At 63.9% G+C, this 23534-nt stretch carries 25 protein-coding genes and 1 pseudogene; 12 read left to right on the top strand and 14 right to left on the bottom strand.

Annotated features, from left to right (window positions below; all coding sequences use genetic code 11):
• From Q8M82_RS01950 to Q8M82_RS01925, 6 genes are all read left to right on the top strand, one after another.
• Nucleotides 1–369, top strand: a 369-nt coding sequence (locus Q8M82_RS01950; protein WP_305689696.1) for an MBL fold metallo-hydrolase RNA specificity domain-containing protein, incomplete at its 5' end; no start/stop codon positions are given.
• Nucleotides 366–1892 (top strand): thymidine phosphorylase family protein, encoded by a 1527-nt coding sequence (locus Q8M82_RS01945; RefSeq protein ID WP_305689695.1) that lies wholly within the window; start codon nt 366–368, stop codon nt 1890–1892. The genes Q8M82_RS01950 and Q8M82_RS01945, both read left to right, overlap by 4 nt.
• A gap of 20 nt (nt 1893–1912) precedes the next feature.
• Entirely contained in the window at nt 1913–2413 is a 501-nt protein-coding gene (locus tag Q8M82_RS01940) for a cytochrome b (protein WP_128778333.1), read from the top strand.
• Between the two features lie 43 nt (nt 2414–2456).
• A complete protein-coding gene (locus Q8M82_RS01935; protein WP_128778334.1) occupies nt 2457–3734 on the top strand; it encodes an MgtC/SapB family protein in 1278 nt (425 codons plus the stop codon).
• Nucleotides 3735–3906: 172 nt separating this feature from the next.
• Nucleotides 3907–4242 carry a hypothetical protein gene (locus tag Q8M82_RS01930; protein WP_152014057.1) on the top strand — a complete coding sequence of 112 codons (336 nt, stop codon included), beginning with the start codon at nt 3907–3909 and terminating at the stop codon, nt 4240–4242.
• 90 nt (nt 4243–4332) lie between these two features.
• Nucleotides 4333–5832 carry a multicopper oxidase family protein gene (locus Q8M82_RS01925; RefSeq protein ID WP_128778336.1) on the top strand — a complete coding sequence of 500 codons (1500 nt, stop codon included), beginning with the start codon at nt 4333–4335 and terminating at the stop codon, nt 5830–5832.
• Between the two features lie 163 nt (nt 5833–5995).
• Here the strand turns inward: Q8M82_RS01925 and Q8M82_RS01920 are convergent, their stop codons facing one another.
• Nucleotides 5996–6385 carry a hypothetical protein gene (locus Q8M82_RS01920; protein WP_305689694.1) on the bottom strand — a complete coding sequence of 130 codons (390 nt, stop codon included), beginning with the start codon at nt 6383–6385 and terminating at the stop codon, nt 5996–5998.
• Between the two features lie 306 nt (nt 6386–6691).
• Here Q8M82_RS01920 and Q8M82_RS01915 point away from each other — a divergent pair, with 306 nt between their 5' ends.
• The 3 genes from Q8M82_RS01915 to Q8M82_RS01905 are packed head-to-tail and all read left to right on the top strand — an operon-like array spanning nt 6692 to nt 9374.
• The gene (locus Q8M82_RS01915) at nt 6692–7732 is read left to right on the top strand and encodes a type II glyceraldehyde-3-phosphate dehydrogenase (protein ID WP_305689693.1); all 1041 of its coding nucleotides are present in this window, start codon (nt 6692–6694) and stop codon (nt 7730–7732) included.
• Between the two features lie 42 nt (nt 7733–7774).
• Entirely contained in the window at nt 7775–8617 is an 843-nt protein-coding gene (locus Q8M82_RS01910; protein WP_305689692.1) for an ABC1 kinase family protein, read from the top strand.
• Nucleotides 8538–9374: an AarF/UbiB family protein gene (locus Q8M82_RS01905; protein WP_305689697.1), complete on the top strand. Its 837-nt coding sequence runs from the start codon at nt 8538–8540 to the stop codon at nt 9372–9374. The genes Q8M82_RS01910 and Q8M82_RS01905 overlap by 80 nt, the downstream gene beginning before the upstream one ends.
• Nucleotides 9375–9387: 13 nt before the next feature.
• On the opposite strand, the gene Q8M82_RS01900 is transcribed toward Q8M82_RS01905, so the two are convergent.
• From Q8M82_RS01900 to Q8M82_RS01865, 8 genes and pseudogenes are all read right to left on the bottom strand, one after another.
• The gene (locus Q8M82_RS01900; protein ID WP_152014052.1) at nt 9388–10059 is read right to left on the bottom strand and encodes a DUF6629 family protein; all 672 of its coding nucleotides are present in this window, start codon (nt 10057–10059) and stop codon (nt 9388–9390) included.
• 1 nt (nt 10060) lies between these two features.
• Nucleotides 10061–11071 carry a hydroxyacid dehydrogenase gene (locus tag Q8M82_RS01895; protein WP_305689691.1) on the bottom strand — a complete coding sequence of 337 codons (1011 nt, stop codon included), beginning with the start codon at nt 11069–11071 and terminating at the stop codon, nt 10061–10063.
• Nucleotides 11068–11721 carry a CBS domain-containing protein gene (locus tag Q8M82_RS01890; RefSeq protein ID WP_305689690.1) on the bottom strand — a complete coding sequence of 218 codons (654 nt, stop codon included), beginning with the start codon at nt 11719–11721 and terminating at the stop codon, nt 11068–11070. The genes Q8M82_RS01895 and Q8M82_RS01890 overlap by 4 nt, the downstream gene beginning before the upstream one ends.
• A gap of 13 nt (nt 11722–11734) precedes the next feature.
• Nucleotides 11735–13429 carry an alpha-glucan family phosphorylase gene (glgP, locus tag Q8M82_RS01885; RefSeq protein WP_201304305.1) on the bottom strand — a complete coding sequence of 565 codons (1695 nt, stop codon included), beginning with the start codon at nt 13427–13429 and terminating at the stop codon, nt 11735–11737.
• 60 nt (nt 13430–13489) lie between these two features.
• On the bottom strand, nt 13490–13693 hold the full coding sequence (locus Q8M82_RS01880; protein WP_152014049.1) for a DUF2934 domain-containing protein: 204 nt from the start codon (nt 13691–13693) through the stop codon (nt 13490–13492).
• A gap of 111 nt (nt 13694–13804) precedes the next feature.
• Entirely contained in the window at nt 13805–14239 is a 435-nt protein-coding gene (locus Q8M82_RS01875) for a DUF411 domain-containing protein (protein ID WP_152014074.1), read from the bottom strand.
• A 62-nt stretch (nt 14240–14301) separates the two neighbouring features.
• Nucleotides 14302–14739 carry a Cu(I)-responsive transcriptional regulator gene (cueR, locus tag Q8M82_RS01870; RefSeq protein WP_128778344.1) on the bottom strand — a complete coding sequence of 146 codons (438 nt, stop codon included), beginning with the start codon at nt 14737–14739 and terminating at the stop codon, nt 14302–14304.
• Nucleotides 14736–15479, bottom strand: a pseudogene (locus Q8M82_RS01865) (HAD-IC family P-type ATPase); the annotation flags it as partial. The gene cueR and the pseudogene Q8M82_RS01865, both read right to left, overlap by 4 nt.
• 85 nt (nt 15480–15564) lie before the next feature.
• Here Q8M82_RS01865 and Q8M82_RS01860 point away from each other — a divergent pair.
• Nucleotides 15565–16916, top strand: a protein-coding gene (locus tag Q8M82_RS01860; protein ID WP_305689689.1) for an IS3 family transposase whose coding sequence is annotated in 2 segments (ribosomal slippage) — nt 15565–15901 and nt 15901–16916 — 1353 coding nt in all. Because the reading frame shifts where the segments join, the coding sequence is not laid out codon by codon here.
• A gap of 527 nt (nt 16917–17443) precedes the next feature.
• Entirely contained in the window at nt 17444–17755 is a 312-nt protein-coding gene (locus Q8M82_RS01855) for a DUF736 domain-containing protein (protein ID WP_305689688.1), read from the top strand.
• Nucleotides 17756–17803: 48 nt separating this feature from the next.
• Here Q8M82_RS01855 and Q8M82_RS01850 read toward each other — a convergent pair whose 3' ends face one another.
• Both Q8M82_RS01850 and Q8M82_RS01845 read right to left on the bottom strand, forming a co-directional pair.
• The gene (locus tag Q8M82_RS01850; protein WP_305689687.1) at nt 17804–18004 is read right to left on the bottom strand and encodes a hypothetical protein; all 201 of its coding nucleotides are present in this window, start codon (nt 18002–18004) and stop codon (nt 17804–17806) included.
• A 45-nt stretch (nt 18005–18049) separates the two neighbouring features.
• A complete protein-coding gene (locus Q8M82_RS01845; protein ID WP_305689686.1) occupies nt 18050–19018 on the bottom strand; it encodes a magnesium transporter CorA family protein in 969 nt (322 codons plus the stop codon).
• A gap of 126 nt (nt 19019–19144) precedes the next feature.
• Here Q8M82_RS01845 and Q8M82_RS01840 point away from each other — a divergent pair, with 126 nt between their 5' ends.
• Nucleotides 19145–19840, top strand: a complete 696-nt coding sequence (locus Q8M82_RS01840) for a sensor histidine kinase (protein ID WP_305689685.1) — start codon at nt 19145–19147, stop codon at nt 19838–19840.
• 56 nt (nt 19841–19896) lie between these two features.
• On the opposite strand, the gene Q8M82_RS01835 is transcribed toward Q8M82_RS01840, so the two are convergent.
• From Q8M82_RS01835 to Q8M82_RS01825, 3 genes are all read right to left on the bottom strand, one after another.
• A complete protein-coding gene (locus Q8M82_RS01835) occupies nt 19897–22239 on the bottom strand; it encodes a S8 family peptidase (protein ID WP_305689684.1) in 2343 nt (780 codons plus the stop codon).
• A 7-nt stretch (nt 22240–22246) separates the two neighbouring features.
• Nucleotides 22247–23218: an AAA family ATPase gene (locus tag Q8M82_RS01830; protein WP_305689683.1), complete on the bottom strand. Its 972-nt coding sequence runs from the start codon at nt 23216–23218 to the stop codon at nt 22247–22249.
• Between the two features lie 129 nt (nt 23219–23347).
• Nucleotides 23348–23534 (bottom strand): helix-turn-helix domain-containing protein (locus tag Q8M82_RS01825; protein WP_305689682.1); only part of this gene is annotated, 187 nt, incomplete at its 5' end.

The raw sequence follows: 23534 nt of genomic DNA, 5'->3' as shown, positions 1-23534 counted from the left end.
ATGGCGACCGGCGGGCGTGTCCTCCATCACCTGAAGACCTTCGCCCCCCATGCCCGCAACACCATTCTTTTCTCGGGTTTCCAGGCAGCAGGCACCCGCGGCCGCGCCATGCTGCAGGGCGCCCAGGAGACCAAAATTCATGGCGAGTGGATTCCCGTCCGCGCCGCTGTCCAGGAACTGTCGATGCTCTCGGCTCATGCCGATTCCAATGAGCTGTTACGATGGCTGTCGGGGTTCCGGCATGCGCCGACCCGCATTTTCATCGTGCATGGCGAGGATGAGGGCTCCGAAGCCTTGCGGGTTCGCATCGACCGCGAGCTCGGATGGAACGCCGTCGTTCCGCGTCAGGATCAGGCTTTCAAGCTATGACGTCTTCCGTCGCGACGATTCCTGCTCAGCCCACGCTCCGAGTCAGGCGCATCCGGCTGCACACGCAGCATCAGGCAGTGGCCGTCATGCGCAGCGATTGCCACGTCTGCCGATCGGAGGGCTTGTCGGCGCGATCGCAGGTGCTCGTGTCGAACGGCAAAGGAGAGGTCCAGGCGACCCTGTTTCAGGTCGATGGCGATGGCCTGATCGCCATCGACGAGGTCGGCCTTTCGGAGACCGCCTGGGAACGGCTCGGGCTCACCGACGGCGATGCGGTCCATGTCAGCCACGCGCCCGCGATCGATTCTCTCGCCAGTGTGCGTCAGCGCATCTATGGCAATCGGCTCGACGCCCACGCCTTTGCCGAGATTCTGCGTGATATCGTTGCAGGGCGTTACACCGAAGTCCACCTTGCGGCATTCCTCACCGCCAGCGCCGCTCTCCCCCTCGACGAGAACGAGACCGTCGATCTGACAGGCGCCATGGTCGATGTCGGGGAGCGGATGCGGTGGGACGCGCCGATTGTCGTCGACAAGCATTGTGTGGGCGGCCTTCCCGGCAACCGGACGACGCCGATCGTCGTCGCGATCGTTGCCGCGAACGGGCTGGTCATGCCCAAGACCTCCTCGCGCGCCATCACTTCCCCGGCCGGCACCGCCGACACGATGGAAACGCTGGCGCCGGTCGAACTCGATCTCGCTACGTTGAGACGCGTCGTCGAAAGCGAAGGGGGCTGCGTCGCCTGGGGCGGCGCCGTGCATCTGAGCCCCGCTGACGACATCTTTGTGCGCGTCGAGCGCGAACTCGATATCGACACCGAAGGGCAGCTCGTCGCCTCGGTTTTGTCGAAGAAGATCGCAGCGGGCTCGACCCATGTCGTCATCGACATCCCTGTCGGGCCGACGGCGAAGGTGCGGGGCGACGACGCGGCCAACCGGTTGGCTTCGCGCCTCGACGCCGTCGCGAAGCGCTTCCGCCTGGCGACGACCTGCGTCCAGACCGACGGCTCCCAACCTGTCGGCCGTGGAATCGGACCGGCGTTGGAGGCTTACGACGTCCTCGCCGTGCTGCAGAACACGCCGGAGGCGCCGGACGATCTGCGCCGACGCGCGGCGGCGCTGGCCGGCGCAGCGCTTGAGATCGGCGGCAAGGCTGCGCGGGGAGAAGGTGTGAACCTCGCACTTGAAACGCTCGCAAGCGGGCGGGCATGGGTGAAGTTCGAGGCGATCTGTCAGGCGCAGGGTGGCTTTCGCACGCCGCCGAAGGCGTCCTACGTCCATCCGTTGACCGCGGCGCACGCCGGTCGCGTCGTTCACATTAACAACCGCAAGCTCTCCCGGCTCGCCAAGCTCGCCGGCGCCCCGAAGGCGAAGGCGGCGGGCCTGCGCATGGCGGTGCGGCTCGGCGACGACATCGATCGCGGGCAACCCCTGCTCCATGTCCACGCCGAAACGACGGGCGAGCTCGCCTACGCGCTCGATTACGCCGCGCGGGCCGGGGATATCGTCGAGGTCGAGGCTTGAGGTGGCTCGGGCCAGGATCGATGCGCCGCGCCGCGCCGCCGGATGGATTTCCCCTCGCCCATCGCCTCATGCATTGGACGGTGCTGGTCTTGTGCCTGGTGCAGGTGCCGACGGCCTGGGCGATCCAGCGCACCCACATGATGCACCTTTTCATGAAGCCGCGCCCCTTTGACCTGTTTCTGCATCAGGTCCATGCTTGGAGTGGCTGGGCCATCCTTGGTCTCGTTCTGGCGCAGTTGGTCCTGCGCTTCGCTTATGGCAGGCCGGCACCTGTCGAGGGCATGTCGGTAGGCGAGCGTATCATCGCCGCGGTCATGCATGCCGCTCTCTACGGTGTCCTGATCGCGCTTCCGGTGACCGGCACGATCGCCATGTATGTGTCGTTCAGGATCGCGCCGCTTCACAGCCTGCTGAGCTGGACATTGCTCACGCTGGTTCTCCTCCATGCAGGTGCCGCGCTCTGGCACCATTTCTGGCGCCGCGACGCGGTCCTTTGGCGCATGCTTCGGGGCGCGCGATGAGGCCCTGTTCGCCCCGTGACCATCGGCTATCGGCAGGCTGGTGATGGAGTCTCTCATCGCCAAACTCGGGCTGGCGCTCGCCATCGGCCTGTTGGTCGGCCTCGAGCGTGGCTGGCGTGAACGCGATGCTCCGGATGGCGCACGGACCGCCGGTATCCGCACCTACGCCATTACAGGACTGCTGGGCGGTCTCACGGCGTCTCTCGCCCTCAGCCTGGAGGCGCCCTCCCTGCTGATCGCAGGGCTCTTCGCCTTCACCGCCGTATTTGCCTGGTACAAGAGTCGCGAAGCCCTTCACGATGCAGATTTCAGCGTCACGGGCGTGGTGGCAGGCATGAGCGTCTTCATGCTCGGCGCGCTGGCGGTCACGGGCGATCAACGCGCCGCGGCCGCTGGCGGCACCGCGCTCGCCGTCATTCTTGCGAGCCGCGACCTCCTCCATGGGCTGGTCAAGCGAATCTCATGGGTCGAGCTGCGGGCCGCGCTCGTGCTCGCGGTCATGACAGCGATCATCCTCCCGCTCCTTCCGGCGCAGGCGGTCGATCCATGGGGCGGCTTCAATCCGCGGCAGGTGTGGATTTTCACGGTCCTCACCGCTGCGATTTCCTATCTTGGCTATATCGCTGTCCGCGTCTTCGGCGCCACGCGCGGCGTGCTGGTCGGCGGATTGGCGGGCGCGGTCGTCTCATCCACAGCGGTTACGCTTGCGCTCGCGCGCACGGCGGCCGCTGGCGGCAATCCATGGCCGCTTGCGGGAGCGGCGACGCTCGCGGCAGCGGTCTCGGTGCTGCGGGTCACCGGAATCGTCGCCATCGTCGCGCCTTCCGTGCTTGGCGTCGCGGGCATTGCAATTCTCGCAGCGGTCGCCGTCTTTGCGATATGCGGAGGCCTTTATCTCACGCGCGGTAATCTCGCGGGAACTGGCGATGGTTCTCCCCGAAATCCGTTCGAGCTCGGACCGCTCCTCCTCTTCGCGGTTGGCTTCGCCGTCGTCTCGACCATCAGCGCTGCCGCCGCTTCGGGACATTCCGCGGGAATGGTGGCGACATCTGCAGTCTCCGGCGTCTTCGATGTCGACGTTGCAGTTCTGAGCGCGCTGCGGCTTCTGGGAGCCTCGGCCGATGTCGAGGCGGTCGGCCACGCCGTGTTGATCGCGCTCGCGACCAATGCCGTTGGCCGCTTGATCGTCGCCGCCGCCACGGGGCCGGTGCGTTTCTGGCTTCCGCTTGCCGGCGCCTCCGCCCTCGCGGGTGCTGCCGGCGCCGCGGCCTTCGCGGCACTGCCGCACTTTACCTGGCCTGGAGCGACACCGATCCTTTGATAATCAAAGCTATCGCCATCTGGGATCATGTCCGATTCTCAACAACACGAAAGCTCAAACAGGTTGATCCCGATCAATCGAACACGGGGCGTGGTAAGATAGTCTCGTGAAAACAGGGTTCTCCGCGCAGATGTGGTTACTGACGAGTGTTGTCGGCTCCATGAGAACGGCCTTGGTCGCCGTGCTCGTGCTCGCCTGGCTGGGCATGTCGATGGCGAGCGCGCACGTGATGCCGTGCTCCCATGCAACGCCCTTTGCAGAGCACGTCCGCAGCGTTGACAGCGCGAATCATGACGCCGTCGTCCATTTCGCGGCGAACGCCATCGACAAGCGAGCCGACGCCCGCCCTGCTTCCTGTTGCACGTCGATGTGCAGCCTTTGCAATGCTCCCGTCGCTGCAGGCTCGGGCGAACAGCCCCAGCCGATACTCGTCAAGCATCGGCTCGACCGGGGCGACTGGGTCGCCGGCATCTTTGTCGGCCAGCCGCACGGACCTCCTCGACGCTGATCCAGCCCAACCTCCCCAGTCGGTGCGCGTCGCCACGACGCGCTCAATCAGCTCGCCTGCCCGATGCAGGCACGATGAGGAATCAGCACCATGAACAGACGTAGTTTTCTCAACTCGATGATGGGTGGCGCAGCAGCGCTCGGTGTCGGCGCGCTTGCGCGTCCAGTTACCAGCTGGGCGCAGGCGCCGGGCGATCGTCCGCCAATCAAGCTCGCGGCCACGAGCCGGACGATCGAGGTCAATGGCCGCGCCGCGCGCGTTTTCGGCTTGCTGCAGCCCAATGGCGTGCACGGGCTGACACTGGATGCCGATGCGCACTTCGACGTCGAGCTATCGAACCAGATCGACCAGCCGACGATGATTCACTGGCATGGACTCACGCCGCCCTGGGAGGCCGATGGCGTTCCCGACAATCCGATGCCCTTGCTCAAGCCGGCAAGCAGCCATCGGTACACATTCCCGGTCGGCGACGGCGGCACGCACTGGATGCACGCTCACACGCTGCAGGAGCAGAATCTGTTGGCCGCCCCGCTCATTGTCCGCCGCGCGGCAGACCGCGCGCGAGACGAGCAGGAAGTCGTCATCCTCCTTCACGATTTCTCCTTCACGCCCGTCGAGGAGCTGCTCGCCCGGTTGAAGCAAGGTCAGGATCATGGCGCTGCCATGGACCACTCGGCGATGGGAGCGGGCGGAATGGCGGGCATGCCGATGATGGATCATTCCAAGATGGGTGCCGGCGACATGGCCAAGATGCCCATGGCGGGGATGCCCGGCATGCAAATGGGCGGGATGGACCTTAACGACATCGAGTATGACGCGTATCTTGCTAATGAGCGGACCCTCGACGACCCCGAGATCGTGCGGGTCGAAAAAGGCGGCCGCATTCGCCTTCGCATCATCAATGGCGCAACCGCGACGGGCTTTACCGTCGATACGGGCACTCTTCGGGGCACCCTCGTCGCCGTCGACGGCCAAGACGTTGAACCAATCGTCGGAGCAAAATTCCCGATCAGCATGGGACAGCGCCTCGACATCGCGCTGTCGCTCCCGTCAGGCGGAGGTTCCTACCCCATCCTCGCGATGCGGGAGGGCGCTGTTGAGCGCACCGGCGTGATCCTCGCCACAGCCGGATCCACGGCAAAGCGCGTCGACACTGCGAGCGATGCGCCGGGCCCGATCGTCGGTACCGACCTCGAGATGCGTCTGCGGGCGCGCCATCCACTTGCATCGAGACCGCCCGATCGACGCTTCACGGTGACGCTCACGGGCCAGATGCAAGGCTATGCGTGGGCGATCGACGGCGGCGACGAGCTGCGCGCGCGGCGGCGCCAACGCATCGAGATCACCATGCGGAATGCATCCATGATGTCGCATCCGATGCATCTGCACGGGCACCATTTCCAGGTGACCGCCATCAACGGCACGGAGCTGGGCGGAGCGTTGCGCGATACGGTGCTGGTTCCGCCCGGCGGCACGGTGACGATCGTCTTTGATGCCAATAATCCGGGGACGTGGCCGCTGCATTGCCACCATCTCTACCATATGGCGACCGGCATGATGGCCTACCTCACCTATGAGGACCTTGGCTAGACCACGACAAGCCTGGTGCCGGCATCGCAGCCGGCATCAGGCGTCCGAAGCCATGCGGCCCAGCCGGTGCCGCCCGGATGACTGACCCCCTGCGTTGCGCCCACCACATCGATGGGTGGTCAAAAGCATCGAGCCAAGCAATCCGCAGGCTCCATGCTGCGCTTCATCGACCACTCCTAACGACCAAAAGAAACGCTGTGCAGAGCGCCAACGCGAACGCCGCCGCGATCAGCCAAAGGAAGTTGGAGCCCAACACGATATTGCTGAACAGGAAGCGTCCAAACGCAAGCACGATGCCTGCCGAGGAGCCGAGATAGAGCCAGCGCAGGCGCCCCGTGAGCAGGAAGACGCCGACTCCCACCAACAGGCAGCCTAAACCTGCAATGAATCCGCCCCAGGTGCGAAAAACGATGCGAAGCCAATCGTGAAAGGCCTCTGGCAGCGCACTTGCGTCAACGCCCGTATAGGCAAGGTCCTCGGGTAGCAGCGACGGGCGAAGCACAAGGAAGAATGTCGCGATACCGAGACTGACGACCCCTAGAGCGACAAGCAAGATCCCCGAAAGCGCATCTTTCCTTGGTACCATTGAGAACAGCCTTCGGTTCAATATCTCGCTTATCAGACGGCCCCCAATCCCTTGCCAGGACAATGACCGCAGACGCTCGGCGCTTCGCCGCTGGCGAGCAGTCATAAAGCCAGGACCCGGAAACGCGTTTCCTTAACCTCGATCAAGGATGACTTGCGACGACGCGCGCAGGCTCATGCGGCGGCAACAAGATGCGATGTCGAGGCGATTTCCACCGATCGACAGGACTGGCGGTGGTCCCTAGGTCAGGCAAACTTCACGAAGGGCGCTTCAATGATAGGACGCAGTCCCGTCCGCGTTGCGGTCAATGGCTATGGCGTGATTGGCAAGCGCGTCGCCGATGCCGTGCGTTTGCAGGATGACATGGAGCTCGTCGGCGTATGCGATGTCGCCAGTGACTGGCGCCTGCGCTCGTTGGACCACAAAGGGATTCCACTCTACGGAGCCTCCGAGGAGACGGCCCGCAGCATGAACCAGGCTGGCCTTGCGGTCGCCGGCACCCTCGAGGCGCTCCTGCAAGCCGTCGACATCATCGTCGACTGCACACCCAAGCGCGTCGGCGCCGCCAACGTCCAGCATTACCGCGCCCGCGGCATCAAGTTCATCGTGCATGGCGGCGAAAAGCACGCCGTCACAGGGCACTCCTTCGTTGCAGACAGTTCCTTTACGACAGCGGTCGGCCGGGAATCGACGCGTGTCGTGTCGTGCAACACCACCTCCATCGTCCGCACGCTGTCAGCGCTGAAGCGCGCCGGTCTTCTGAAGCGAGCGCGCGGCACGCTCCTCAGGCGCGCCACCGACCCCTGGGAAAGCGATGCGGGCGGCATCATGAACACGCTCGTTCCCGAGCCGGAAATCCCAAGCCATCAGGGCCCGGATGCACGAAGCGTCGATCCGGAGCTCGATGTCGTCACCATGGCCGTCAAGGTGCCGGAAACGCTTGCGCACCTCCATTACTGGGTGGTGCAGCTGACACGCCCGGCAGAGAAGGAAGAGGTGCTTCAGGCCTTCCGGGAATCGTCGCGGATCGCGCTGATCCGAACCGCGGACGGCCTCACCGCCATTAACACCGTCAAGGAGCTGATGGCCGACCTCGACCGCCCACGCGACAATCTCTACGAAGTGGCGCTTTGGGAAGACATGCTACGCACGGAAGGCGACGAGGTGTTCTATGCCTATATGGTCGACAATCAGGCCATCGTCATTCCCGAGACGATCGACGCGATCCGCGCGCTGACCGGTCTCGCATCGGACGCTCACAGCTCCATCGCGCGCACGAACGCCTCCCTCGGCATTCGGCAGCGGTTTTTCTGACGCGATGGCCGGAGTCCGTGATCAATACGGGCCGCCCCCTAAGTGATCGCCCGTTTCTTCAAGATCGTTGCCTCAGCATCTTCGCTGATCCTGCTCTATCTGGGCGAGCGCCGTCGCGGCGTCAGCGCCGATGCGTCGGCCCTACCGCTGCACCTGCGCCAGGCGCTCGACGATCTTGGCGCGACCTTCCTCAAGGTCGGCCAGGCCCTCAGCATGCGGCCAGACCTCCTCCCGGAGCCCTATCTGAGGCAGTTGCGGGACCTGCGCGAGCATGCCCGGCCGTTCTCGGCGCAGGAGGCCAAGCGCGAGCTGGACCGCGCCCTGCGACGCCCGCTTGACGAGGTCTTCCGGACATTCGAGAGCGAACCTTTCGCCGCTGCCTCGATCGCCCAGGTCCATCGCGCCACCCTGCGCGACGGACAGGACGTGATCGTGAAGATCCGGCGCCCGCAGATGCGCGAGCGCATCGACGGCGACATGCGCATTCTGATTGTCGTTGCCAAATGCGCCGGCGCATTGGTTCCCGGCCTGCGCCGCTTTCAACTCCAGCGCCTCGCCGGCGAGATGCGGGCCAATCTCATTCGCGAGACGGACCTCCTACAGGAAGCCCGCAACATCCGCCGCTTCGGCGAGGCCTACAAACAGCGCTCGGACGTCTATGTGCCCGCAGCGTTCGAAGCGCTGTGCAGCGAGGCGATCCTCGTCCAGGTGATGAGCCATGGCCGATTCGATCGAGGATCCAGTCGCGATGCGGGACGGTCCCAGGATCGCGGGCGTTCTGGTCGATTTCTATCTCGAGCAGCTGTTGAAGACCGGGCTCTTTCATGGCGATCCGCATCCCGGCAACCTCTTCCTGATGGAGGACGGTCGACTCTGCTTTCATGATTTCGGGCTCGTCGGTTATCTCGATCGCACGACTCGGCGCAACCTCGGGATCTTCCTTCAGGCCTTCGTTCAACAGGACGCCGGATGGATGCTCGACGCGGCAATCGAGCTTTCTCTGATCGACCGCAAGGCGGAACGAACGCCTTTCGTGCGGGGCATCGAAGAGATACTCAGCGACTATTCATCGCTGCCGCTGAAGGATTGGTCGATCGCCGATGCCTTCCTCAGAGTGATGCGGCTCGGCGATGGCGCCCATGTCGCCGTGCCCTACAATCTCATGGTCCTGGTGCGCGCGCTCTTCCTCATCGAGGGTTGCCTGCGCCGGCTGGATCCGGACTTCAACGTCCTTGACAACCTCATCGCCAAGGGCGAGGCCGCGATCGCTCACACCCTGGGCGGCCGGCCCGATCGCGCCGCGATGGCGCGTCTCAAGACCGAGCTGGCGCTTTCAGCCCAGGACCTGCCCGCGCTGCTGGCCTCGCTCCTGCATCGCGCCCATGAAGACGGAAAAACACCAGCTTTCGGCCTGCGCGTCGAGCATTCGGAAGAGATGGAGCGGGGGCTTGATCGACGCGCGGGACTCATGGCGCTGGCGCTCCTGGCGATCGGCATCCTCATCGCCTCCGCGCTGCTCGCGCTGGCGCGCGTCGGACCGGTCGTGCTCGGCGTGCCGGCAGCCGCCCTGGCCGGATTCGCCGTGGCGCTCTGGCTTTGCCGTCGCGTCGTGCGATCGGCGAACTCGCTCTGGCGGCGCTGAAGCTCCCGCGCGATCACGCCAAGGCGGGCGTGGGCCGCCGCCGGCGCCACATCAGCGCCAGCAGATAGGCGGAGATCACCGCACCGCCAAAGCAGAATACCGAAATATAGGCGAAGGAAAAGAACACATAGGTGACGATGAGGACGCCAGCGACCAGCAGGCCGAATACCTTGATCTCCCGGCTGCGCACCAGCAGGAACGGGACAATGATGACGCTCACGTAGACCGCGTAGGTCACGGTCCGCGACACGAGCCCGTCGAGCAGGTTGATGTCCTGGTAGCGGACGGCCCAACGCAGGAAGGTCGTCGTCAACCAGCCGTCGTGAACAAAGTACGGAATGAACTGCAGGCCGCCCAGCATCGCGCCGGCGATGACGAACAGCAGGATGACGTTCCGCCGCGCGCCGCTTTCGAGGAAATAGGCCGAGACCGGCACCCAAATCGGCCAGGCGATCCAGGTGAAAAACATATAGAGGAGCGAGTATTGTGCGACGTGATGCGCATTGCCGGCACGGCCCTCAATCCAGATCAGCCCTTCCACCAATTGCTGCAGTCCGAAGAGAAAAGGCAGAGTCGCGATCATCAGGTAGCGGCGATCCCGCCGCCAGGCGGAGGCGGCGGCAACCGCCCCGGTCGGGATGAGAACGGCCGCGGCGCCCAGACTGACCTCTGCCGACAGGCACATCTCAGCCGGCCTGGACCAGGTTGACGGAGCGACCGGCCGCGAACCCTTCGATGTTGGCGATAGTGGTCTCTATGATCCGCCGGAGAGCAGAGTCGGTGTTGTAGGCATTGTGCGGCGTGATCAGAACGTTCGGAAATCGCAGCAGCACATGGTTGGCGACCAGCGCCTTGAGATCGGACGCATCAACCGCCTTGTCCTGGCGGAAGATCTCGGCTTCTTCCCGGATCAGCGGCTCCTGGGGTAACACGTCGAGACCAACCGCCCGCAGCTTGCCGCTTGCCAGCGCCCGCACCAGCGCCTCGGTATCGACCACGTTGCCGCGCGCCGTGTTGATGAGGATGGCGCCATCCTTCATGGTTGCGAACTGCTGGTCGCCGATCAGCCCCACGGTCGTCGGCGATGACGGCACATGCAGCGTCACGACATCGGCGAGCGCCAGGATTTCGTCGAGCGCGCCATAGGTGAATCCCAGCCGCGTCGCGGCCGCGTGGTCCTCTACTTGGTCGAAGGCCAACACCTTCATGCCGAAGCCGCGCGCGATCTCAATCGTGCGGCGGCCGATGCGCCCCGTCCCGACGACCGCGATGACCTTGTCGCGCAATTCGAGACCGCGCACGCCAGCCATCGAGAAGCCGCCACGGCGGGTCAGCGCAACGCTCTCGACAATGTTGCGGGCGAGCGCCAGCAGGAGCGCGAAGGCATGCTCGGCGACCGTCGCATCCCCATAGTCCGGGACATTGGCAACGGCGACCCCCTGTTCGCGGCAGGCGTCGAGGTCGATATGATCGTATCCCGCCGATCGGGTCGCAATGAGCTTCAGATCGGGCAGTCGGTTGATGATGCGGGCATCGAGGCGCGAGGCCACGAAGGGGCTGATTGCCTCGGCATCCTTGAAGTCATCGACTGTCGAGATGTTGAGCGGAACTGTCGTGCAGCGGACATCGTGCAGACGCATCAGTGTTGCGCAAGCCTTCTTTTCCCAATCCTCCGCCTCGAACAGAACAACCCTCATTCACGCTCCTTCTCGACTGTCAGTTCGTCCTTAAACCCCGATCCGACGACGCTGTCGACCACCATCCGCACGACCTCGAGCTCTGCGGGCGACCCCATTGCGCCGGCCACGCGCACCCTGCCAGCCTCGACGTGAAGTTCCGGCTGACGGCTCAAGACGTTCCCGGCCTCCGCGAGGCGGGCGTGTAGCGCGCGGCGGACCGCCTCGTCGCCCCTGATTTCGGCGTCCGGCCCGCCCGTTGCGATGACCTTGAGCAGATCCGCCCGGCTGACGATGCCCACCAGCTGCGGGTCGCGGACAACCGGCAGGCGCTTGATCCGGTGAACGCCGAGCAGCATCGCCGCCTTGGATAGCGGGGCGTCTTCCCCGATCGTGAGGACTGGCGACGACATCAGCGCGCCAACCTTCCAGCTCCGGCTTTGGACATAGGCACGGGCGCGCTCCGGCGCCCCTCCGTCGCCGAGCGGTGTTCCAAGCTCGGAGCGTCGCAGCAGGTCGCCCTCGGTCACCAAGCCGACCAAGGCCCCGCCGTCATCGAGCACCGGCAGGCCGCTGACATGTTCGGCGAGCATGATCTGCGCTGCGTGCCAGACGCTGTGCTCGGGGCTGATTGTCACCAGCCGGGTCGACATCACATCGCGCACATACATCGCTCGTCCCCCGTCAACGCAGATAGGCTTCGGTGACGTAGCGCCGCATCATCCGATGAGAATTGAAGGACGGGCCGATCTTGCTGATCGCCTGCTTCATCATCCAGATCCAGCGTCCACGATCACTGTGATAGAGCGGGAGCACCACATCCCGCAGCTTCTGGTAAAGCGCGCCCGCATCGCTCGCCTCGACGCCGTTGCCGGCGATCGACCAGCCCGTCACGCCGTCGACGCATCCCTCGACCCACCACCCATCAAGGACGCTCAGATTGAGCGCGCCGTTGATGGCCGCTTTCATGCCGCTGGTGCCCGATGCCTCGAGCGGCGGCTGCGGCGTGTTCAACCACACATCGCAGCCGGCCACCAAGGCCGCGCCGATGTCGAGATTGTAACCGGGGATGAACGCGGCAGGGATCACGCCGTCGAGCACATCGATATGCGCTCCAAGCGCCCGGATCGCCTCCTGCCCGCCGCCGTCGCTCGGATGGGCCAGGCCGGCGAGAACGATCTGGAACGGTTGACCTTTGGCGATCTCGCGCAGCCTTTCCATGTCGGAGAAAATGAGTTCGGGGCGTTTGTAGGCCGTCATGCGCCGCGCATATCCAATCAGCGGCAGGTCGAGACGCAACTGCCTCCGATTTGTCTGAGCGATCCGCGCCAGCAGATCGCTCTTGGCTTCCTCGTGGGCCGACCACAGTGCCCCATCGTCGATTTGATCGGCGAAGGCGAGCACTTCCGGCTCATGCGCCCAATTGGAAAACTGCTGCTCGAAGAGCCTGGCGATTGCGCCATGCGTCCATCGATGCACATGAACGCCGTTGGTGATCGAGGCGATCGTATAACCTGGAAAGAGCTTTCGCGTCGTCTCGGCGTGCCGGCGCGCGACGCCGTTCACATAGCCGCTGAGGTTCATCGCCAAACGAGTCATGTTGAGCCGATCAGAGCCGGCGAGGCGCGTCAGGACTTCGCGCTCGACATAGTCGCCAAGCACACGCTGAACGAGGTCATAATCGAACTTGTCGAAGCCGGCTTCCACCGGCGTGTGCGTCGTGAACACGCACCGCTCCCGGACTCCCGGGATGTCATAGCCAAGCATCGGGTCCGCGGCGCGGCCACCGTCGAGTTGCTGGGTCGCGCGCAGCAGGGGCAAGGTCAGCAGGGCCGCATGACCTTCATTGAGATGATATTTCTCGATGCTGAAGCCGAGCGCGCGCAGCACGCTCTGACCGCCGATCCCGAGCACGATCTCCTGCTTCAGTCGATAAGCTTGATCGCCGCCATAGAGCGCATCGGTGATCCGGCGGTCCTCGATCGCATTCTGATCGAGATCGGTGTCGAGCAGCAGAACTGGAATGACATGCCCGAGGGGGCATTCCAATGCATGAAGCCACGGGCGCACCCAGACGGAACGCCCTTCGATCGATACGGCCACCATCTGTGGCAACGCCGTCGCAAAGTCCTGCGGCGACCACGGATCGGGATGACCGACTTGCGCATGGCGCGCGTCGATCTCCTGCCGCACGTAACCCTGGCGGCTCACGAGCGTGACGAACACCATAGGCAGATCGAGGTCCGCCGCCGAGCGTGCCGAATCCCCGGCGAGCACACCCAGCCCGCCGCTGTAGGTGTGCATCTCGGTGCGAAGCGCGATCTCCATCGAGAAATAGGCAAACCGCGCGCGACGGATCGATCGATCGAGGAAATTCAACTGTGCACCTCCGGCATGAGGCCGGCCCCACGCGTCGGCGCCCTTCGGTCGGACGACGAGCTATTTCTTCTTCTTGCTTGCCACGGCAGCTTCGTCCGTCGCCTCCGGGCTAGGTCCCTCTCCGACGATCTCGGATTCGGCGCGCAGCCAGTGCTCCAGATCGTGGCCTTCCGGACAGCCCTCATGCACCCAGATCTCATAGGCGCGCAGCTCAATCTTCGGCCGAAGGATATCCTGCTCGGCAGCGGCGTCGGTTTCGGACATGATCGTCGGGCTCCTTCTTCAATGTCTGACCTCACCAGGCGCCCGGCAGCATGGGCCTGAGGTGGCCGGTCATCGTTGATGGATGTTAAAGATCAGCGCCCGCCGCACCTTTCAGTAGCGCGCAAAGATTTGCCGCCCGCGCGCACCAAAGAGCACCACGTCGTATCGGTCCGGTGGACCGCCGGTCTCCATGCCGGGAGAGCCGATAGGCATGCCGGCGACCGCAAGGCCTGTCGCAGTCGGCCGTTGGGCAAGAACGCGCAAAATCTCCTGCGCCGGAACATGACCCTCGATCACGTAGCCCCCGACCATCGCTGTGTGGCAGGATTGCAGATCGTCCGGCACGCCGAGCCGCGCCTTGAAAGGCGTGAGATCGTCCAGCAGCTTTTCCTCGATGGAAAACCCAGCCCGACGAAGATGGGCGATCCAGGCCGAGCAGCAGCCGCAGCTTGGCGAGCGCGTCACCTCAATCGAGGTGCCCGAAGCCGACACGGATGTGCTGCCAAGCGTGACGAGCGACGCGCCAAGTCCCGCGGCAAGGCTCATGAGTGTCCGGCGGCTGAAGTTCACGGTGTTCTCCTTGGGTGCGAATATAATCTGAAGTAGCGTCATGGCGATCGATCGATGGCGCCCCGCGAACGCCGCGGCTTGGCGAGCTCGCCCTGTTCCAGATCCGCAAGGATCGGGCAGTCGGGCCGGTTGTCTCCCGAGCAGCATGACGCCAGATGCTCCAGCGTCGCCGCCATGTCCTCCATCTCCTGGATGCGCCGGCGCAGGTCAGCAATGCGTGCGAGCGCGATCCGTTTCACATCGGCGCTTTGCCGGCTGCGGTCCCGCCACAGCTGCAACAGGTCCTCGATCTCCGCCATCGTGAAGCCGAGGTCGCGCGACCGCCTCACGAAACGCAGCATGTGCACGTCGGTGGCTGAGTAGTCGCGATAGCCGGCCGTCGTTCTGCCTGCCTTGGGGATCAGCCCGCTCTGCTCGTAGTACCGGATCATCTTTGCGCTGACGCCTGAAGCGCGCGCCGCCTCGCCGATATTCATGCCGCGCTCCTTTCCAATGCCGCAGAAGAGCGCGATGCGCGTCCCTCGCCGTCGTCCGATTTGTGATGGGCGCCAGGCATGACTCCCGGACGGAAGCGCCGCAGCCGCAACGCGTTGCCGAGCACGAAGACGCTCGAGAGCGCCATCGCGCCTGCCGCCAGCACCGGCGACAGCAGGATGCCGAACGCCGGATAGAGCACGCCGGCGGCAACCGGAATCAGCAGGATGTTATAAGCGAACGCCCAGAACAGGTTCTGCCGGATATTGCCGATCGTGGCTTTCGACAGGGCGAAGGCATCCGCGACACCCTTGATGCTGCCCGACATCAACACCACGTCGGCTGCCTCGATCGCAATGTCGGTGCCGGTGCCGACCGCGAGGCCAACATCCGCCTCCGCCAGCGCCGGCGCATCATTGATGCCGTCGCCGACGAAGGCCAGCCGACCATAGGCTTGCTTGAGGCGACGGACCGCTTCGACCTTGCCTTCCGGCGGCACTTCCGCGACGACCTCGTCGATGCCGAGCTGGCGCGCGATAGCGTCGGCGGTACGAGCATTGTCGCCGGTGATCATCGCCACCTTCAGTCCGAGACCATGCAAGGCCGCGACCGCATCGGGGCTTGAGGCCTTGATCGGATCGGCGACCGCGATGATCGCGGCCAGCTTGCCCCCGATCGCGGCATAGAGCGGCGACTTGCCCTCGTCGGCGAGCTGGCTGGCGATCGCAGCAAACGGCGCGACTGTCTGCCGTCAGCGCCCTTGAGACCATTTAGGGATTTTCGGGAACGGAGGATTTCTGGATCATCGCAGCCATTCAGGAGCGCAGATGAGACAGAAATCCGGGCCGGACAAAGCACCGGCAGAGCAGGTTGTGAAGGGTATCCGCCGAGCGACGCGGCGGCAGTTCTCGGCCGAAGAGAAGATCCGCATCGTGCTGGAAGGCGTACGGGGCGAGGAGAGCATCGCCGAGCTGTGCCGGCGCGAGGGGATCGCCGCGTCGATGTATTATGGCTGGTCGAAGGAGTTCCTCGACGCCGGCAAGCGTCGTCTCGCCGGTGACACGGCACGGGCGGCGACATCCGATGAGGTGAAGGACCTGCGCCGCGAGGCGCAGGCGCTGAAGGAGGCCGTGGCCGATCTGACCCTGGAAAACCGCCTGCTCAAAAAAAGCATGCTCGCGGATGGGGAGGACGACACATGAGATATCCCGCATCCGAGAAGGCCGAGATCATCCGCCTGGTCGAGGCCTCGCATCTGCCGGCGCGGCGCACCCCGGACAATCTCGGCATCCCGCGCGCCACGTTCTATCGCTGGTATGATCGCTATCGCACCGGCGGGGTCGAGGCGCTGGCCGATCATCGCTCTCGGCCGGACCGGGTCTGGAACCGCATCCCCGATCAGATCCGGGCCGAGATCGTCGATCTGGCGCTGCGCGAAACGGAACTGAGCCCACGCGAGCTCGCAGTGCGCTTCACCGACGAGAAGCGCTACTTTGTCTCGGAAGCGTCGGTGTATCGGCTGCTGAAGGCCCATGATCTCATCACCAGCCCCGCCTACATCGTCATCAAGGCGGCGTCCGAGTTCAAGGACAAGACGACGGCGCCCAACCAACTCTGGCAGACCGACTTTACCTATCTGAAGATCACGGGCTGGGGCTGGTATTATCTCTCGACCGTGCTCGACGACTTCTCGCGCTTCATCGTCGCCTGGAAGCTCTGCGCGACGATGCGCACGGACGACGTCACCGCCACGCTCGATCTGGCTCTGGTGGCGGCAGGGCTCGACCGGATCACGGTCGCGCATCGGCCAAGGCTCTTGAGCGACAACGGCGCCTCATACATCTCGGCCGACCTCGCGACCTGGCTCGACGGCAAGGGCATGAAACACGTTCGCGGCGCGCCCTATCATCCCCAGACGCAGGGCAAGATCGAGCGTTGGCACCAGACCCTGAAGAACCGCATCCTGCTCGAGAATTACTACCTGCCAGGCGACCTCGAGCGGCAGGTCGCGGCCTTCGTCGAACATTACAACCACGCCCGCTACCACGAGAGCCTCGGCAATCTGACCCCGGCCGATGTCTACCGTGGCCGTGGCCAGGCCGTCATCACCGAACGCGAAAGGATCAAACGCCAGACCATCCAGCAAAGACGCTTGCAGCATCACCTGCAGGCCGCATAGCCTCAAATCCAGATGAGCCAGAGCCTCCGTTCCTGAGAAACGAAAATCGTCTCAAATCATCTGACGACAGACACGCATGTCCACGATTGCTTGCTCAACCACGCAACAGTGCCGAACGGCAGCGCGAAGAACGTGGTGCGGAGCCCCGCGGGGTTTCGGACGGTCTCAGGCCATTTGCACAGGTGCGGCACTGGCTTATCCGATCCGCTGAACCGCCGTTTCACGAGGTACGCGAGGTCTCGGTCGTATCCCTGATTCGGTCTCAAGCTCGCTCCTTTCGTCCTCGATTGGGCATGTCTGACCGAAGACCGACGGCGCTGCGCGCCATCTCGATCTTATCCCCGCAACAGCCGTCGCGACTTTCTTCCCCTGGCGCTGCGCGCCATTCCTCGCGGAACAACAAAGTCGCGCCTTGGCTGCCCTCCACGATGTTGCGGCCCCTACGGGTGCAGGTCGATCGCCTCCGGTCTGTCGCCAGCCATCGAGGTCGCGATAGGCGCGGCCCGAATAACTGAAAGGATACGATAATGGCGACCATCGGCACCTTCACTTCGAACGGCAACGGCTTCACCGGCTCGATCCGCACACTGACGCTGAACGTCAAGGCCAAGCTGACCCGCGTCGAGAATCCCTCCGATAAGGGCCCGCACTTCCGCATCTTCGCCGGCACCGTCGAGCTGGGTGCGGCGTGGCAGAAGACCGCTCGGGACACGGAGCGCGACTACCTCTCGGTCAAGCTGGACGATCCGAGCTTCCCGGCTCCAATCTACGCCACCCTGATCGAAGTCGAGGGCCAGGAGGGCCTCCAGCTCATCTGGTCACGCCCGAACCGGGACTGAGAGCTCCGGAAAGGAAGGCCCCGCCGAGAGGCGGGGCCTTTTCGCGTCTCAAGATGAGCTTGGTGAGGCTGACTTGCCCAGCGCATTCAAGCGGTCCGGCATGTCCAACAGCTTTCGCGCCGCGGCGGCGATCGCTTCGGCGATCGTCGGATAAGTCTCCGCCGAGCTCATCGAGACGCCATCCGGAAATGTGACGGTCCCCTGATAGCCATTGCCTTTCGGCGTAGCGGAAAGCTGGATCGCTGACATAGCGCGGCTCGCCTCATATCTTTCGATCGTTCGAACACGCGGCGACTAAAACCAGCCACGGCGCTTGAACCAGATGAGGGGCAGAATGGCGCTAAGCACGATGGCAAGCCAGGACAAAGGGTATCCCCATGTCCAGCTCAACTCCGGCATGTTCTTAAAGTTCATCCCCCAAATACCCGCCAATAGCGTCGGCGGCACGCCGACAACCGAAACGATAGTCAGGACTTTGAACAAATCGTTCTGGTCGATCGAAATATATCCAAGCACGGCATCCAACAGGAATTGCACCTTGTCGGACAGGTGGGTTTCGTAGTCGCTCAGGCTCGTCACGTCTTTGGAGATTGCCTCGAACCGGCCGTGAAAGGTCTGCGGTATCAAGTCCTGACCGGACTCGCCGACGAAGGTCGCCAGTCGGCCGACACCCAAAAGGGCGTCGCGGGCCTGGGCCAGATGGTCACCGCTCACGCCGATATCGGTGAGGATCTGACGGAGCCGCGCCGTCGATCGCGACGGATGCGTGGGGCTGGATTGATTGCCGCGAAATACCGATTTGGAGACCTTGTCAATCATCGAGCCGAGATGCTCCAGCACATCGGCGCCGCGATCGATCATTGCCTCGAGAAGAGCTGCAAAGATTCCGATACTGGAATCGAGCGTGTCATCGGCGCGGACCTGTTCTGCGACGCTGTCGAATGACGCAAGCTCCGTGTATCTCACCGTTACCAAAAGACGCTGGGTCAGCACAAAGCCGACGGGGGAAAGGTCTGTGTTTTCCACCTCACCTTTGGAAACCGCTGGCGTGCTCAGGTACAAAACGCCATGCTCGCTAATCAGTCGACTGGAGGCCTCGATTTCGCTCAAAGCTTCCTTCGAGGGCACGCGTATTCTTGTGAGGCGTTCAACCAAAAGACGCTCGTCCTCTTTCGGATCGAGCAGGTCAAGCCAGATAATCGTGTCCGGAAGAGTTGCTTGGTCCCTAAACTCGTCTTTCGTTTCACGATATGTTGTCAGCACGATTGGCACTCCCCAATTTGACAGGTTGCTTTATACACGCGGTCAAATCGCAGCGGCCGCCCGGATCGCGGAACCTAAGCCCGTTCCGCAGGTGTTGCGCCGAAAATCCTGGATATGAGGACCGCAATGGACAAAATCCCGCCCCGGCGGCCGGAAGATGAGCCCGACTATCTGAGAGTGCTCCTGGCGAAGGCGGGTATTGATGCCCAGGCCAACACGCTCGCGACCAATCTGCAGGAACTCGTGATCGGCGAACTTCATCACCGGGTGAAGAACACGCTCGCGATTGTTTCAGCGATCACATCGCAGAGCATCAAATCGGCGCGGACCTTGGAAGAGGCGGGAAAGACGATCGGTGATCGGTTGCAGGCGCTTGGGGTCGCCCAGGACCTTCTTGTGCGTGAGCGATGGACGGGCGCGGGATGTCGGACATTGGTTGAAAGCGCCGTAAAGGCTTTCCAATCCACAGGGCTCGATCAATTCACAATCTCCGGCGAGAACATCGCGGTGTCCGCTGGCCCGGCTGTTTCGCTTTCCATGGTGATTCACGAGCTCTGCACCAATGCCGTTAAATATGGCGCGCTGTCGGTGCCGGATGGTCGTATCTCGATCGTGTGGACGATCGCAGACGGCCGGTTCAAGCTGCGTTGGAAAGAAAGCGGAGGGCCGCGTGTCGAACCGCCCTCCCGAAAGAGCTTCGGGTCTCGGTTGATCGAACAGGCGCTCCCCGGTCAATTGTCAGGTAAAGCTCGGCTCAGATTTGAGCCAGATGGCTTGAATTGCGAGGTCAACATTCCCTTGGCGATCATGCAGGAACGATAACTCCGACGCCTGTCGCCCACATCGATCGACTGTATTCAAAGGTCGGCGTGTCGGTATTAAGCTTGGACGCGAATCCGCTGGCGCACTCTTTCATAGAGTTGGACGTCTGCCTTTTGCAGAAGCTCGACAACGATTGCGAATTGCTGCCGATCGACATGGGTCGCCCAGCCGCTTTCGCAGCGCACGACGAGATAGTAGCTGTCGCCGTATTCTTCGACACCGCGTTTGAACGTGACCGTTGCACGCTGAACGGTGCCTTTCTCGCGCAATTGGGGTCCGGGGACGAGATTGCAATTGTATCGCGGTGCAAGTTCAGGGAACGGACCGTCGTCCTGTTCGCGCTTGCGATAATGATCGAAGATCAAGTCAGGCTGGCATCCGCGAACCAGCCGAAAGCTCATGCCGACGCCTGCATAATCATTTCGGGTGTGACGCACCGGTGGATCGAATGCCAGCGTCACGCGAATGCAGCGCTCACCGTTTCCCCCAGCCTGAAACGCTTCCGGGATCGGAATCCGATAGACGGCAAAATGATCGAGGGCGATCTCATCCTCGGCGTAAAGCGTGACGCGCGCGTTGTCCGAGAATGCGGCGCGTTCGAGATCCACCAGACCATGACCGACAATCGCCCGCGTCGCGTCTGCACCAAGCAGCTGAAGCCGCTCGCTGGCGGGCGGCGGGATTTCCGCAGATCCCACAATCAGCGCCCGCACGAGATTGGCTGAGGCCTGCGGGAAGCGCGTCATGATCTGCGCGGCGCTGAAGGCAACGCGCGGCGCGGCATAGGACGTGCCTGATCCCGCCGTGAAGAGCTGATCGAGATAGCTGTGATGCAGCGTCAGAACACCGGCGCTGCCGACGTCCTCCCCTCCCCGCAGCCGCGCGACGACGGCATCGAAAATCAGCGTGCCGCCAATCTCAACGACGTCGGGTTTGGTTGCCCCGCCCGGTCCCGGCCCGATCCGCGAGAACGGCGCCGGCTCATGCAGGCGTGTGATGGCGCGGACGCGAACGTCGTCGGCGCGATCGGGATCGAGACCCTCACCGTGCGCGAGTGCGCCGACCGTGATGACGTTCAAGGCGCCGGCCGGCTCGAACAGCCGGTTGGCGTCCTCCAGAAGATAGCGCGGATATTCGGTGACCGCCTGTTCGAGACGATTGCCGCCGCGCGGGCTGCGATTGCCTGACGAGACGACGATGACGACGTCGAGCTCGCGCGCCAATTCGTCGAGCGTGGCGGCCCATGTGCCGACCTTGCCCCCGTCGAAGACGCGCCGGCGGTCGGCAAGCGCGATCACGAAGACCCGACAGCCAAAGCGCTGGTTCAGCGTCGCGATCGCCTCGCGCATCTGCGAGGGCACGAGGCGCCTGTCGTCAAAGCCACCTTGGTCGTTCACCACTTTCGCCGCACAAAGCCGCGCGCCGCGTTGCAATGCGCCGGCGTCAAGTTGCGCACGAAGATCGCCGAACACGGCGACCCCGGCCACGCGAGTGCCATGACCCCAGACGTCGGCGGTGCCGAGATCGGCGGGTACGCCGATCGAACCGACAAGAATATCCGCCAGGAATGGGTGATCGTTGACGCCGCTGTCGATGATGCCGATCAGCGGTGCATCATCGGCCACGGCATTCAGTGGCGGCGCATCCGCCAGGGCCATGTCGAGCGCCTCTGCCGTCGTCACGTCCGGGGCCGGCGGCAGATCGATCGCCGCGATTTCCTCGACCGTCAGCAACGTGCGCAGCAGATCGCCCGTCAGACGCGCGCGAAACAGGCTGATCGAGGGGCCGACATAGCGATCAAAGACATCGCCACCTCGTGCCTCGACGTAGCGGATGACATCCTCAAGCTTGCGCTCGCGGAGGCGACGTTCGCCCAGATCCCAAAGCTCGATGTCCACCAGATAGGATGTCTGCGCGACGAAATCCTCGACATCAGCGAAACCTTCTTCCCGCAAGCGTGGTCCGATCCGATCACGCGGCTCGACCGATCCAATGCTTTCGATCCCGGAGACGAAGTTGACGTAGGGGGCGTGCTTCTGGCCAGGGGGCGGGCCGCCCTGATAGGCGTCAAGCCGCGCGCGGAAATCCCGCATGTCTTCGCTCGAGGCGAACAGCACGAGCGTGCGGTCCGCGTCGCTGGACAAAACCGTGAGCCCGAGCCGTTCCCACTCCTCCTCGAGCAGGGCGCCCGTCATCTGCACGCGCAGGATCAGAGACGGGTCGACGAATTCGGGCTTGCGCCGGCGTCTTTGTTCCTGGGTCGCGGTGTCGAGTTCCTCGCGCAGCTTGGTCGTGTGTTGGTCGCGATCGCGCGGTGGCGGCGGTCCGCCGCCGCCGTGCTTGCGCCGCTCGAATTGCTCGGGAAGCCGGACGAGTTCGAGGTGATCGTATCGGGCCACGGCGCGCCTAGCTCGGCGACGCGAGGCGAGACTGTCCTGCCCGGCGGCGTGCCTCGTCCTCCAAGGCGCGATTGAAGTCGCGGGCCTGCACCTGCTTGCGGCGATCGATGATCATCGTCTTGACCGCCTGGGTGCAGACGCGCTCGATCTCGGCGTAGGAATAGCCCTCCAGCGCCGCCGCATGCTGCAGCGGATCGAACGCGGTCGCGATGTTCTTGAACTTGAGCCGCAGAAAGCGGGCGATCATCGCGCGATCCGGCTTGTCGAACCAGACGACCTCGTCGAAGCGCCGCCAAACCGCCGGATCGAGGGATTGATCAAGGTTGGTCGCGGCGATCAGAAAGCCCTTCGGCTGGATATGATCGATGAACAACAGGAGGCTGTTGACGACCCGGCGCAGCTCATTGTGCTCGCTCGAGTCATCGCGCGAGCGCGCCAGCGCGTCGAACTCGTCAAAGAACAGCACGCAGGGCTGTTTGCGGGCGAACTCGAAAATCTTGCGGACATTGCCAGCCGTCTCGCCCAGGTAGGACGAAATCAGCCGATCGAGCTTGACGAGGAACAGCGGCAGACCGAGCTCGGCCGCAAAAATCTCCGCGCACAGCGTCTTGCCGCATCCCGGCGGGCCGCAGAACAGGAGCTTGGATCGGACCTTGAGGCCGTGACGCCGAATCTCGTCGGCGCGGCGAAACTCTTTGACGAGGCCGAGCAGCACCCGCACGTTCGTCGCCCCGAGCACGATATCATTGCGCGTGTGCTGCGGTTCAATCCGCTCGATGAAGTCGGCGGCTGCTTCGGGGAACGGAAGCAGGGGGGCAAGCGCCTTCGGACCGCTCGGCCGGCTTGGGCCGGCCTCAAGGGTCTTGCGCAGGCTGCGCGCCAGCACGCGGTTGTTCTTCTTTTCCTCTTCGCCGATGATTTGCTCCGCCACGGCCCGGAACTCATCGTCCCGACCGTAGCTGGCCAGCAATTTTTTCATCAACTCCCCGCGGGCCATGGCTCTGCTTTACTTTCTCCTGTTGGGCGAATCATAACCGCAAATGCAGCGTTTCACGATGGGGTTACTGCCCGATTTAAACAACGCAAATCACCAACGTCGGGGCGGCATCTAAAGCACCCCCCACGCCCGATACCTGTCTCTCCCGGTCGCCTCCCGCAGTCCGAGCTCCCCGACCAGGTCCTGGGCGGCGCGTGGCGTGATCCTCAGCTCCTGCGCGATCATGCCGGCCGAGACGATCGGCCGGGCCAGCACATAGTCGATCAGCGCCGGCAGCCGGGAGGTGGAGCGGCGGCCG

This window comes from Allobosea sp. (assembly GCF_030694325.1).
Taxonomy (GTDB): domain Bacteria; phylum Pseudomonadota; class Alphaproteobacteria; order Rhizobiales; family Beijerinckiaceae; genus Allobosea.
Note: the sequence above shows the minus strand (reverse complement) of the source record. Positions and strands in the feature narration are given on the sequence as shown.